The organism is Paraburkholderia phenoliruptrix, assembly GCF_047325075.1.
Lineage (GTDB): Bacteria > Pseudomonadota > Gammaproteobacteria > Burkholderiales > Burkholderiaceae > Paraburkholderia > Paraburkholderia phenoliruptrix.
In genome coordinates, this window is record NZ_CP168530.1 from 1634992 (window position 1) to 1647641 (window position 12650).

Consider the following 12650-nt stretch of genomic DNA (forward strand, 5'->3'; position numbering starts at 1 on the left):
ATCCCGGTGATTGTGTAACCGCCGCGATTACGGGCTCACGCGCGGGCCCTGGAGCCGGTGCGTGTTTTTCGGCGCCGCAGCGGCAGACGCCGCCGCGGCCGACACGCCCGCGGGTCCTGCGGCAATATCGCTCGGCCGCGAGGTGTGAATAGCCTGCGGATAAAGCGCGAGGAGGGTGCGCAACACGCCGTTGGTCCAGCCGAATCCGTCTTGCAGCGGATATTCGCCGCCTCCCGCGGCCACGCCCGGTGAGGCGGCATTCACATCGTATTTTTCGACGAGCTTGCCGGTGTGCTGATAGTAAGAGACGTTGGTGCTGATCCAGCGTGTTGCGATGGTTTGCGCGAGCGCGGGTTCGCTATATCGGCGCAAGCCGATGACAGCGAGATATTGCAGCGGCGCCCAGCCGTTTGGCGCGTCCCATTGCTGGCCGCTCGCAACCAGTGTGGTGGCGAGGCCGCCCGGGCGCAGCAACTGGCGCTGCAGGGTCGCCGCGACGGCCTTCGCCTGCTGCCGGCTGGCAACGCCCGTATAAAGCGGATAAACCGTGGCGGCGGTCAGTTTGTGCGTGAGCGTGCGACGCACGAAGTCGTAGTCGCCGAATGCCTGCAATGGCGGATCCCACAGCACGCGCCGAATCGTGTCGGCGCGAGTCGCGGCGCGCTGCGCCAGGTTCTCCGCATGCGTGACGTCGCCGCGCATGCGGTACGCCTTGGCAAGCGCGCGTTCGAGATCGACGAGCAGGCAATTCAGATCGACGGGCGCGAGCGACGTGACGTCGACGGTGGCGAGCGTCTTGCCGTCGGCAAACCAGCGCGAGCTGAAATCCCAGCCGGTTTCGCCGCCCGCGCGCAGATTGCGCCAGAGGTCCCCGGGATTGCGCTCAGGCGTTTGTTGCGCGGTCACGACGTCTTCGCGGTAGGACTCGTCGCGCGGTGCCGCCCGCTCGTCCCAGTAGCGGTTGAGCAGCGACCCGTCCGCGAGACGCACGACGTGGCGATTCGCGTGGCCCGCGGCGAGGCCCTCGCTGCCGTCCATCCAGTACGCGTATTCGCGTTGCAGCTCAGGCAGGTATTGAGCGTACACGGCGTCGCCGTCCTTGTCGGCGACGAGCCGCACCATCTGCGCAAAGAACGGCGGCTGCGAGCGGCTCAGGTAATACGTGCGGTTGCCGTTCGGAATATGGCCGTAACGATCGATCAGGGTTGCGAAGTTTTTCAGTTCGTCGAGCACGAGAGCGTGGCGTCCGCTGGCCTCGAGGCCGAGCATGATGAAGTAGGAGTCCCAGTAGTAGATTTCGTCGAAGCGGTCGCCCGGCACGATGTAGGCATCGGGCAGCGGCAGCAGCGACGTCCACGGGCTTGCAGTCGAGTCCGGCTCGCGCTTGAGTACGCTCCAGAGCGTGTCGATATGGCTCACGACGTCCTCGTTCGGATCGGACACATAGCTCTTCGACGCTCGCGCGGGCAGCGTGAAATTGCGCTTCACGAAGTCGCCCAGACTAAAACCCGGCTGCTGCTTCGCGCTAGCGTAGTCGAGCGCGATCTGCGACGGCGGTTCGAGCGGCACCATATCGGCGAAGGTCTTGCTGTCCGGAAAGAGATGAGCGAGCTGCACGTCGCGATACAGATCGGCGTACTGCTCCGACGGCGGAACCGGCACCACCGGCGACGCCTGCGCGGGCGGTTCCACATGCACAGCAATATGCACGATGCCGCTCTTTGTTCCGTCCGCGCTCTTTATTCCTTCCGTTATGCCGCCGCTCGCCTGAGAGACGTCGGCGGCGAAGCATGTGGCCGCGCAGGACACGCACAGCATGAACGCGGCAAGGAGTGCGCTGCGCAAGCGAAGGTGGGCGGAAGCGAAGGCGTAATCGGTCATCGGCTGAACTAAAGAAAGGAGGAGGGTGAGTACGCGAGCGTGCACTGTTCGCATCATTGACCGCATGGGCTGGGCCAAAGTTGCGTGCGTCTTTTGCCTTGGTGTTCTGCCTTTATGCAGCCATGCAGAGCGCGCTCGTGCACGCAAAAAACGGGACCCCTCCTGTATGATTAAGCGTTTGCGTAAGCACGCACCGTACCGCGCGGGAATCCTGAAAAATATTCCGGATCACGACGATCCGTCTTGCTGAATATAGAAAAAATGACCGCATCGCAAGCCGTCGACGAACACTACTTTCGCGGCATCATTCGCCGCAACATCGCGTTGCCCTTGTTTGTCGGCCTGATCACCATCGGCGTGTTTGTCGGGCTCATTGCCTATCTGGTTTCCACTACGAGTCTTGCCGAGCATTCCGAGCGCGTCATCGGCAAGGCCAATCAGATGCTGCGTCTTGCAGTGGACCGCGAGTCGTCGATGCGCGGTTTTCTCCTCACGGGAGACGAGAGTTTTCTCGCCCAATACGAAAACGGCGGACCGCTCTTCAAGGCGCAAATGGACGAACTGCAGGGGCTTGTCGCGGACAATCCGATGCAGCTCGAAAAGCTCAAGCAGATTGCTGCCATTCAGGAGCGCTGGAACCGCTTTGCCGAAGACATGATCGACGCGCGCCGCAGAATGCAGGACGTGGCGAGCGTCGTCGCGAGCGGTCGCGGCAAGATGGAATTCGACGAAACGCGCAAACAGTTCGACGACTTTCTCACCGTCGAATTGCGTCTGCGTCAGGAACGCACAGAAGCCTCGCGGCGCGTCACCGTCATCCTGGTGAGCGTGTTCCTGCTCTTTAGCATCAGCGTGAACAGTCTGCTGGCATGGATGGGCCGCCGCGAATTGCTCAATCTCGCCGGCGCGTACGACAAGGCCTTGCGTCAGCAGGCGGAACAGACGGAAGTACTGGAAAGACAGGTGTGGTTGCGCTCGGGGCAGCGCATGCTCGCCGAGCGGGTGGTCGGACAGACCACTCCGCAACTCGTCGGCCGCGCCATGCTGGATTGCCTCGCGCAGTACATGGATGCGGCAGTCGGCGCGCTCTACGTGCGCGACAAGCGGCACGGCACGCTGCGCCGCGTCGCGACATACGGCTTCAGCCGCGAAAGCGAGCAGGCCACGGCGCGCGATCTCGCGGATGCCGACACGCTCGTCGGCCAGGCCGCCGCGTCGCGCCGCATGGTGGTGATGCGCGATGTGCCGGAGAACTACATACAGGTCGTTTCCGCAACGGGCAACAGCGCGCCGAAGCACCTGATCATCATGCCGGTCGCGAGCGAGGGCGAGGTGAATGGTGTGCTCGAACTGGGTTTCATGCGCACACTCGCGCCGCGTGACCCGGAGTTCATCGAGCTTGTCAGCAACAGCATGGGCGACTTCATCGAGGCGGCGCTCTACCGCGAACGCTTGCAGGATGCGCTGGTCGAGACGCAGCAGTTGAATGAAGAGTTGCAGGTGCAGCAGGAAGAACTGCGTGTCTCCAACGAAGGCCTGGAGGAACGCGGACGCGCGCTGCTCGAATCGCAAACGCGCCTGCAGGCGCAACAGGCGGAACTCGAACAGACCAATGTGCAGCTCGAGGAATATGCGCATCGGCTCGAGCGGCAAAAGGCCGATCTGCTGCGCGCGCAGGACGATCTGGCCGCGAACGCGGAGCGTCTCGAGCAATCGAGCCGCTACAAGTCGGAGTTTCTCGCGAACATGTCGCACGAACTGCGTACGCCGTTGAACAGCTCGCTGATTCTCGCCAAGCTGCTCCAGCAGAACAGAACCGGCAATCTGACCGAAGAGCAGGTGCGTTATGCGGAAACCATTCACGCGTCGAATAGCGACCTGCTGGTGCTGATTAACGACATCCTCGATCTGTCCAAGGTCGAGGCGGGGCAGGTGAGCGTCGAACTGGAGACCGTCTCGCTCGACGCGACGCTGCAATCGCTCGAGGAACTGTTCAGGCCCATGGCGGGCGCGAAGCACCTGAACCTCGTGTTCGACCGTTTGCCGGGTGCGCCGGACAGCATCGTCAGCGACGGTCAGCGTGTCACGCAAATTCTGCGGAACCTGCTGTCGAACGCGGTTAAGTTCACCGAACGCGGCGAGGTTGCACTGTCGGTCGCCCCGGCGGACGACGACATGCTGCGAATCGACGTGCGCGATTCCGGCATCGGCATTGCGTCCGACAAGTTGGAAATGATTTTCGAAGCATTCCAGCAGGCCGACGGATCGACAAGTCGCCAGTACGGCGGCAGCGGTCTCGGCCTCTCCATTTCACGCGAATTCGCGCGTTTGCTGGGCGGGCGCATCACGGTGGCGAGCGAGGTGGGCAAGGGCAGCGTGTTCACGCTATGGTTGCCGCTCGACGCGCGCGCGGCGCTTGCGGCGGGCGGCGAAAATGCGGTCGCGGTTTCGCATGAGACGTCTGCACATGCGGTAGCCACGGACGGCGATACGGACAACGCATTGCTCGCTCGCGCATCGTGGGGCGACGCGGCGCCGGCGGTCATCACGCCCGCTAACGGCGTGATGACGACAACCCCTGCTCGCCTGGCGGTCGCGGGCAGCGCCGCTCAACCAGCCGGCGCACCTGAAGCCGGCAGCGCGGCCATTGCCGACGACCGCGACAATCGCACGCGCGCGGGCCGTCTCATCATCGCCGTGGAAGACGATCTCGCGTTTGCGGAAATTCTGCGCGATCTCGTGCATGAACTGGATTTCGACTTCGTGCATGCGAGCAACGCGGCAAGCGGGCTCGCGCTCGTGCGCGACATGCGCCCGGCTGCCGTGCTGCTCGATGTGGGCCTGCCGGACCGTTCGGGACTTACCGTGCTCGAATGGCTGAAGAACGATCCGCTCACACGCCATATCCCGATTCACATCGTGTCCGCGACGGATCATGCGGACAAGGCGCTGCACCTCGGCGCGATCGGCTATACGCTCAAGCCGACCGCGCGCTCCACGATGGAAGCCGCGATCCGCCGCCTCGAAGCGCGCCTGCAACAGCGTCTGAAGCGGGTCCTCGTGATCGAGGACGACGCGCCGATGCGCGAAAGCATCCGCGCGCTGCTGCAAAGCGACAACACCGAGATAGTTGCGGTCGCAACGTTGTCCGAGGCGTTGCAGCATCTCGAGAAACTGTCGTTCGATTGCGTGGTGACCGACCTCGCGCTGCCCGACGGCACCGGCTACGATTTGCTGGAGCGCCTCGCGGCCAATACGGAACATGCGGCACTGCCGGTGATCGTCTACACGGGGCGCATGCTGTCGGACGAAGAAGAGCACCGCCTGCGCCGCTATTCGAAGTCGATCATTATCAAGGGCGCGAAGTCGCCGGAACGTCTGCTCGACGAGGTGACGCTGTTTCTGCACAGCGTGGAGTCGTCGCTGGCACCCGAGCAGCAGCGCATGCTGCGCACGGTACGCCAGCGCGACAATGCCTTCGAAGGCCGCACGATCCTGCTCGCCGAAGACGACGTCCGCAACATCTTCGCGCTTTCGCATGTGATCGAACCGCTCGGCGCGACGCTGCAGATCGCGCGCAATGGCCGCGAAGCATTGGACGCACTGCAAAACGGCCCTGAAGTGGACCTGATTCTGATGGACATCATGATGCCCGAGATGGACGGTTTGACCGCGATGGGCGAGATTCGGCGCAATCCGCGTTTTGCGCATCTGCCGATCATTGCGTTGACGGCGAAGGCCATGGCGAACGACCGTCTGCGGTGCCTCGAAGCAGGCGCGGACGATTATGTCTCGAAGCCGATCGACGTGGACAAGCTGGTCGCGCTGTGCCGTGTCTGGTTGCGCCAACGTTAGAGGTGGAACCGCAGCCATGAACGGCGACGATAAACGCCACGAATCCAACGCACGGGTGCGAGCCGGCAAGACGGAGATCGCAATGAGCCAATCCGAGTTGGACGCACGGCAACGCATGAGCGATTTCGACATCGAGTTGAAATTGCTGCTGGAGGCTATCTACCTCAAATATCAGCACGATTTCCGCCACTATGCGATGTCGTCGCTGCGCCGCCGCCTCGCGCAGGCACTCGATGAGTTCGGCCTCGGCACACTGTCGCAATTGCAGGACCGTATCCTGCGCGACGGAGATCAGTTTTCGCGGCTGTTTCAGTACCTCACCGTGCAGGTCAGCGACATGTTTCGCGATCCTGCCTATTTTCTCGCACTGCGCGAGCACGTCTTGCCGCGTCTGCGCACCTATCCGTCGATCAAGGTGTGGGTCGCAGGCTGCAGCACCGGCGAAGAGCTGTGGTCGCTAAAAATTCTTTTCGACGAAGAAGGTCTGACCGAGCGCACGCTGTTCTATGCGACCGACATCAACCCCGACGCGCTCGCGCGCGCCGAAGCCGGCATTTATGCGCTGGACCGCATTCAGGGCTTTACTCAGAATTACCTCGCGGCCGGCGGTACGCGCTCGCTGTCGGACTACTATCACGCGGCCTATAGCGGCGCGCGTTTTGCGGGCTCGCTCAAAGGCCGTGTCGTGTTCGCCGACCACAGTCTCTCCACCGACGAAGTGTTTCTCGAAGCGCACCTCGTATCGTGCCGCAACGTGCTGATCTATTTCGATCGCGGTTTGCAGGACCGCGCGCTGGGTCTGTTCGAAAACGCGCTGGTACGGCGCGGTTTTCTCGGACTCGGCAGCAAGGAGACCCTGCGGTTTTCCCGTCATTACGATGCCTTCGACGAATTCCGTCCGGGCGAACGTATTTACCAGAAGCGCTGAGACCAACGTGAACCCGTGCCCAAGCATTCGGCCTGACGTCGACGCCCAGCGGGGCGCGCATCGCGCGCGCGCGTGCGAACTCGTCGTGATCGGGGGCTCGGCGGGCGGCATGGAGGTGATCCATCTGCTGCTGGCCGCGTTGCCGGCGAGTTTTGCACCGGCCGTGATGATCGTCATGCATCTGCCGCCCGACCCGCCCAGCTATCTCGTGCACGCGCTGGCCCACCGGTGCGTGTTGCCGGTGATTGAGCCGGACGCCGGCGACGAGATCATGCCGGGCCGCGTGCATGTCGCGCCGCCTGGCTATCACATGCTGGTCGAGGTGGACAAAACGGTTGCGCTTTCAACGGATCCCGCCGTGCGCTTCTCGAGGCCTTCCATCGACGTCTTGTTCGAGTCCGCGGCAGCGGTGTATCGCGAGCAGCTGCTCGCGCTCCTGCTGTCCGGCGCAAACGACGACGGCGCGCAAGGTTTGCAGCATGTGCGCGCGTGGGGCGGGCTCACGTGGGTGCAGGATCCCGGCACCGCGACCTCGCCCGACATGCCGCGCACCGCGATCGAGCGCGGCGCGGCCGATTACATCTATTCTCCCGAAACCATGGCCCGGCGGCTCGCAGCATGGCCGGCCTCTCTTTGATCCGATGCCATGTCGAATCCACCCGTGAACATTCTTATCGTCGACGACATCGCTCACAACATCACCGCGCTCAAGGCCTTGTTGACGCGCCCCGACGTTGCCGTGCTGGTGGCCGATTCGGGCACAGCCGCGCTCGATCTGCTGCTCAAGCACGAGGTGGCGCTCGCGATTCTCGACGTCAATATGCCGGGCATGAACGGTTTCGAACTGGCGGCGTTAATGCGCGGCAGTCCGCGAACCTCGCATGTGCCGATCATTTTTTTGACCGCCACCGCGCAGGATGCGTCGCGCACGTTTCGCGGCTATGAAGCCGGGGCGGTGGACTTTCTCTACAAGCCGTTCGATCCGCGCATTCTGCAATCGAAGGTGGATGTCTTCGTTCAACTCGAACAGCAGAAGCGCCAGCTCGCCGCACAGCTCGTTACCACGCGTCAGATGCTCGAAGCCAACGAGATGCTGATGGCGGTGCTGAGTCACGATCTGCGCACGCCGCTCGGTGCGGTCCTCGCCTCCGCGGAATACCTGATGCGCACCGCCGCTGATCAGCAGTCCGCAGCCGTCGCGGCGCGCGTGAAAAACAGTTCGCTGCGCATGGCGCGGATGGTCGATCAACTGCTCAATCTCGCGCGTCTGCAAGGCGGACGCCTGCCGCTGCAGCCCCGGTCGATCGAACTCGCGACGCTATGCCGTTCCGTGATCGACGAATTCGCTTCGCGCGAGAACGGCAAGCGCATCGTGTTCGCGAGCCGCGGCAATACAGCGGGCGCGTGGGATACCGATCTCGTCTGGCAGGCGGTGTCGAATCTTGTGAGCAATGCGCTGCACCACGGCGCGGCCGGCGATGTGAGCGTGCACGTCGACGGCGAGGCGGAGGATTCCGTGCGCCTCACGGTGGCCAACCGCGGCGTGATTCCGCCTGAGGTTGTCCCGCATCTCTTCAAGGCATTCGGGCCGAATAACGGCGGCTCCCGTTCGCGCGAAGGGCTCGGCTTAGGCCTGCATATCGTGCACGAAATCGCGCGTATGCACGGCGGACGTGTCGACGTGAAGTCCGACGAAAGCGACGGAACGGTGTTCACCATCGAGCTGCCGCGGATGGTGACGCTGGAACGCGGCTCGTTTTCCGGCAAATAATGGCGGCGGAAAAGTAGGCGGGTTTTCCGCGGAAATGCCGTGAATACCCTTGCCGCCCATGCGCACACGAACGCATGCATGGTGTGCTACGCTTGGCGCTACCTCATACACGCCGCGCAAGCCCGAAGCCATCATGCGTTCCTGGCGCATTTCCCCGCCTCGTCGAAATGAACAGATCAGCACCGCGCGTGCGGCCGAGCTCGTCATGTCCATTTCGCACGAGGACGCGGACGCACTCGCGGCCAGCATGCTCAAAACGGCCGGCGACATCATGCCGGTCTCGCAGTGCACCGTGTTCGCGTATGAATCCGGCGCGCGCCCGCGCACCATGTCGGCGGCGGATCACCGCGGCGGCCGTTTTCTGCGCGACGTGGCCCATCGTTACGCGGCGCATTTTTATGCGCTCGACGGCAACCGGGCGATCATCGACGGCTCGCGCTCGCGCGGCGCGCTGGTGCTGCATCAGCAGCAAAGCGAGGAGATCGAGAACGAAGCGTATCGCACGGCCTGTTACGAGCAGCCCAATGTGTCGGACCGCGTCTCGTTGCTCGTGCAACCTGTTCACAGCGTGTGGCTGTCCATCAATCTGTATCGCGACCGTGCATATGGCGTCTTCGAGGCAGGCGAGATGGAGCGAGTCGAAAGTCTTGCGCATCTCTTCGCGCACGCGGCAAAAGCGCATTACGCACTTCATGGTCAGCACCATGAAAGCCCCGCCGCGACCATGCTCGCGCGCGTGAGACGAATGTGCCCCGCGCTCACGCCGCGCGAACTCGACGTGCTGCGCGGCACGTTCGAAGGCGCTACCGCAGTTGAAATCGGCGAACGGATGGGCGTAAAGCCTGCGAGTGTCGTCACCTATCAGAAGCGCGCTTACGCGCGGCTCGGCATTTCAAGTCAGCGGCAACTGTTTGCGCTGTGCGTGGCGCCGCCACGAAGCTGATACTCGCCACTCGCCGTTTGGCCGCGCCTTGAATGGACTATCAGGCGCGTTTTACCCGCGTATCGGCCTGCGTTTCGCGATCCCAGCGTCTGAGCCAGGGCAGCAGGAAATCCGCGAAACCGGCAGCGGGCGGCGATAACGCGCGTTCCGTCGAGCGATACAGACAGACTTCGCGGATGGTTTCCGGCTCGACAATCCGCTTCATCACGAGGCCGAAGGTGCGCGCGAGCGGCGCCACATAAGCCGGCGCGAGCGTGACGGCGAGCCCGCGCGCAGCGATGCCGAACGCCGTGGTCACGTTGTCCACCACGTCCGCCGGAACGATGCGCGCCTCAACGGGCAAATCCGCGAGCATCTGGTCGACCGCGCGTTCGTGATCGCGCCCCGTCGCGACGATAGGGACATCCCGCAACTGCTGCCACTGCACGCGCCTGCGCGCGCCGAGCGCATGCGACGGCGCACACCACATGACCCACGGGCTCGCGAACGCGGTGTCACGGCTCACGCGCGCACCGCTTGGCCGGTCCGGGCCGATCGCGAGATCGACGTCCGCGCTTTCCACGCGCTCGACCAGCTGCTCCACCACCGTATCGCAAATGCGCACGACCACCTTGGGCTTGTCGCGCGCATAGTCCGCGATCGCGGCGGGCAGGGCGGTGGATGCGAGCACGAGCGGGGCGCCGATCCGCACAATGCCGGCCGCGCGATTGCGGATATCGTCGGCGGATTGGGCGGCGGCGCGCACGTGGCGCAGCACCGATTCCGCCGAGGCGAGGAAATCCTGCCCCGCGCTCGACAGATTCACGCGCCGCGTGGTCCTGTCGAACAGGCGAAAGCCGAGCTCCGCTTCGAGCTCGGCGAGCAACTGGCTCACCGCCGACGAGGTGAGCCCGAGCCGCCCGGCAGCCGCGCCGATGCTCTGCAGGTCGACAATGGCGAGAAACGCCTCGAATTGACGAATGGTGACGCGAGTAAGTGCCATGGTGCGATTCTAAAGAAAAACTTACGAATCGTGAAAAATCCGTTGATTGTCGATTGCCGCGCGTTCATCGACACTTGCCCCAATCGACGGAAGCACAGAAAGGCGCTTAGACTTTCGGTCTCGCCCGGCTGCGAACGCCACGTGAGCGCAATGTCTGCGCAAAAACCAGCGCTACCGCAGGGCTCCAATCAAGGAAATGCCATGTTCGAACATATTCCCGCCTATCCCGGCGACCCGATTCTCAGCCTGAACGAAGACTTCCAGCTCGATCCGCGCCCGAACAAAGTCAATCTGAGCATCGGCATCTATTTCGACGACGCGGGCAAGCTGCCGGTCATGGACGCCGTGCGCCGCGCCGAAACCGCATTGCTCGATGCCATCGGTCCGCGCTCCTATCTGCCGATGGCGGGCCTGCCGCTCTATCGCGACACCGCCCAGGCGCTCGTGTTCGGCGCAAACAGCGAGGCGCGCGCGGCGGGGCGCATCGCGACATTGCAAACCATTGGAGGCTCGGGCGCACTGAAGGTCGGCGCCGATTTTCTGCGGCGCTATTTTCCCGCTTCGCAAATCTGGATCAGCGACCCCAGCTGGGAAAATCATCGCGTCGTGTTCGAAGGCGCGGGTCTAACGGTCAACACCTATCCGTATTACGACGAAGCGACGGGCGGCCTGCGTTTCGCCGATATGATCGACACGATCGGCCGGTTGCCCGAGCGCAGCATCGTGCTCCTGCATGCGTGCTGCCACAACCCGACCGGCGTCGATCTGAGCGCCGCGCAATGGGCGGAGCTCATGCCGGTATTACAGCGTCGCAAGCTGATCGCGTTTGTCGATATGGCTTACCAGGGCTTCGGCGCGGGCCTCGAGGAAGACGCCGCTTGCGTGCGCATGCTGGCCGCCGCGGATATACCGCTCATGGCAGCCAATTCGTTTTCGAAGAATTTCTCGCTGTACGGCGAGCGCGTGGGCGCGCTGAGCGTGGTCTGCAAGAACGCGGATGAAGCGGGCCGGGTGCTGGGCCAGTTGATGTCCACGGTGCGCGCGAACTACAGCAATCCGCCCACGCATGGCGCGCGCCTTGTGGCCAACGTGCTGTCCGATGCGTCGTTGCGCGCGTCGTGGGAGGCGGAACTGGCCACCATGCGCGAGCGCATTCTCGCGATGCGCGGCACGATTCACGCGGGACTCGCGGGCCGTGTCGATGAAGTGATGCGCGCGCGTTACGTTGCGCAGCGCGGCATGTTTACCTATACGGGGCTGACCGGGAAGCAAGTCGAGCGCTTGCGCAGCGAACATGCGGTGTACGTGTTGCGCTCCGGGCGTATGTGCGTGGCGGGCCTGAATGCGCGCAACGCGGACTACGTCGCGTCGTCGATTGCGGCGGTCGTGTCGGGCGCATAGCGCGGCGAGACACTGGCCGGCGGACGCGCCGGCGCAGTGTCAGCGCAGGCACGGCGGCAAAGCGGGCACAGCCAACAGATCACCATGGAGACGTCGATGACGACACTTGATATGCCACCGGCGAGTGTGCCGAACAAAACCGACATGCATCCCGACGAATGGCAGACCCGCGTTCAACTGGCCGCCTGCTACCGCATCTTCGACATGCTCGGCTGGACCGAGATGATCTACAACCACATCACGCTACGCGTGCCGGAGAGCGTGAGCGGCGGCGAGCGGCAGTTCCTCATCAATCCGTTCGGCTTGCACTACACCGAGGTCACGGCGAGCAACCTGGTGAAGATCGACGCACAGGGGCGCGTGCTCGACGGCTCGCGCTATCCCGTGAATCCGGCCGGTTTCGTCGTGCATGCGGCGATTCATGAAGGCGTGCCGGGTGCGCATTGCGTGATGCACACGCATACCACGGCGGGCGTCGCGGTCGCGTGTCTCGAAGAAGGGCTGCAGCAAACCAACTTCTACAGCGCGCAATTGCACGAGCGCATTGCGTATCACGACTTCGAGGGCATCACCGTGCATGCGGAGGAAGGGCCGCGGCTCGTCGAACATATCGGCGACAGGCAGGCGGTGATTCTGCGCAATCATGGACTGCTGGCATGGGGACGCACGCTGCCGCAGACGTTCGCGGTTCTGTGGACGCTCAATCGCGCGTGCGAAATCCAGATGGCGACGTTTTCAATGGGTAAGGCGCGGCCGGTTCCTGAAGAGGTGGCCATGCGCTGCTCGCGCGACGCGCTGCAATTCGATCCGCGTCACGGCGCGGGACAGGACGTGTTCGATGCACTCGTGAGGCGAGTCGAGCGCATCGACGCGAGTTACAAGGAATGAA

At 63.6% G+C, this 12650-nt stretch carries 9 protein-coding genes; 7 read left to right on the top strand and 2 right to left on the bottom strand.

All coding sequences use genetic code 11. The annotated features are described in order from the left end of the window. Nucleotides 1-27 precede the first annotated feature (27 nt). Nucleotides 28-1881 (bottom strand): alpha,alpha-trehalase TreF, encoded by a 1854-nt coding sequence (gene treF / locus ACEN8U_RS07270; RefSeq protein WP_310107626.1) that lies wholly within the window; start codon nt 1879-1881, stop codon nt 28-30. 261 nt (nt 1882-2142) lie between these two features. Here treF and ACEN8U_RS07275 point away from each other — a divergent pair, with 261 nt between their 5' ends. The 5 genes from ACEN8U_RS07275 to ACEN8U_RS07295 all read left to right on the top strand — a co-directional run bounded on the left by ACEN8U_RS07275 (nt 2143) and on the right by ACEN8U_RS07295 (nt 9378). Then, nucleotides 2143-5736 carry a response regulator gene (locus ACEN8U_RS07275; RefSeq protein WP_310107627.1) on the top strand — a complete coding sequence of 1198 codons (3594 nt, stop codon included), beginning with the start codon at nt 2143-2145 and terminating at the stop codon, nt 5734-5736. Nucleotides 5737-5818: 82 nt separating this feature from the next. Continuing rightward, nucleotides 5819-6664, top strand: a complete 846-nt coding sequence (locus ACEN8U_RS07280) for a CheR family methyltransferase (protein WP_310107629.1) — start codon at nt 5819-5821, stop codon at nt 6662-6664. Between the two features lie 7 nt (nt 6665-6671). After that, nucleotides 6672-7301 carry a chemotaxis protein CheB gene (locus ACEN8U_RS07285; protein WP_310107631.1) on the top strand — a complete coding sequence of 210 codons (630 nt, stop codon included), beginning with the start codon at nt 6672-6674 and terminating at the stop codon, nt 7299-7301. A 9-nt stretch (nt 7302-7310) separates the two neighbouring features. Further along, nucleotides 7311-8435: a hybrid sensor histidine kinase/response regulator gene (locus ACEN8U_RS07290; RefSeq protein WP_310107633.1), complete on the top strand. Its 1125-nt coding sequence runs from the start codon at nt 7311-7313 to the stop codon at nt 8433-8435. Between the two features lie 133 nt (nt 8436-8568). Beyond that, nucleotides 8569-9378, top strand: coding sequence for a helix-turn-helix transcriptional regulator (locus ACEN8U_RS07295; protein WP_310107635.1), 810 nt, complete (start codon nt 8569-8571; stop codon nt 9376-9378). A gap of 40 nt (nt 9379-9418) precedes the next feature. Here ACEN8U_RS07295 and ACEN8U_RS07300 read toward each other — a convergent pair whose 3' ends face one another. Beyond that, entirely contained in the window at nt 9419-10360 is a 942-nt protein-coding gene (locus ACEN8U_RS07300; protein WP_310107637.1) for a LysR family transcriptional regulator, read from the bottom strand. Nucleotides 10361-10561: 201 nt separating this feature from the next. On the opposite strand from ACEN8U_RS07300, the gene ACEN8U_RS07305 reads away from it, so the two are divergent. Both ACEN8U_RS07305 and ACEN8U_RS07310 read left to right on the top strand, forming a co-directional pair. Then, nucleotides 10562-11761 (top strand): amino acid aminotransferase, encoded by a 1200-nt coding sequence (locus ACEN8U_RS07305; RefSeq protein ID WP_310107639.1) that lies wholly within the window; start codon nt 10562-10564, stop codon nt 11759-11761. A gap of 96 nt (nt 11762-11857) precedes the next feature. Continuing rightward, a complete protein-coding gene (locus ACEN8U_RS07310) occupies nt 11858-12649 on the top strand; it encodes a class II aldolase/adducin family protein (protein ID WP_310107642.1) in 792 nt (263 codons plus the stop codon). Nucleotide 12650 lies beyond the last annotated feature (1 nt).

What these genes read in the sequence shown, in the direction of transcription:
- treF (WP_310107626.1), bottom strand. Translation starts at nt 1,881, where the DNA reads ATGACCGATTACGCCTTCGCTTCCGCCCACCTTCGCTTGCGCAGCGCA.
- ACEN8U_RS07275 (WP_310107627.1), top strand. Translation starts at nt 2,143, where the DNA reads ATGACCGCATCGCAAGCCGTCGACGAACACTACTTTCGCGGCATCATT.
- ACEN8U_RS07280 (WP_310107629.1), top strand. Translation starts at nt 5,819, where the DNA reads ATGAGCCAATCCGAGTTGGACGCACGGCAACGCATGAGCGATTTCGAC.
- ACEN8U_RS07290 (WP_310107633.1), top strand. Translation starts at nt 7,311, where the DNA reads ATGTCGAATCCACCCGTGAACATTCTTATCGTCGACGACATCGCTCAC.
- ACEN8U_RS07295 (WP_310107635.1), top strand. Translation starts at nt 8,569, where the DNA reads ATGCGTTCCTGGCGCATTTCCCCGCCTCGTCGAAATGAACAGATCAGC.
- ACEN8U_RS07300 (WP_310107637.1), bottom strand. Translation starts at nt 10,360, where the DNA reads ATGGCACTTACTCGCGTCACCATTCGTCAATTCGAGGCGTTTCTCGCC.
- ACEN8U_RS07305 (WP_310107639.1), top strand. Translation starts at nt 10,562, where the DNA reads ATGTTCGAACATATTCCCGCCTATCCCGGCGACCCGATTCTCAGCCTG.
- ACEN8U_RS07310 (WP_310107642.1), top strand. Translation starts at nt 11,858, where the DNA reads ATGACGACACTTGATATGCCACCGGCGAGTGTGCCGAACAAAACCGAC.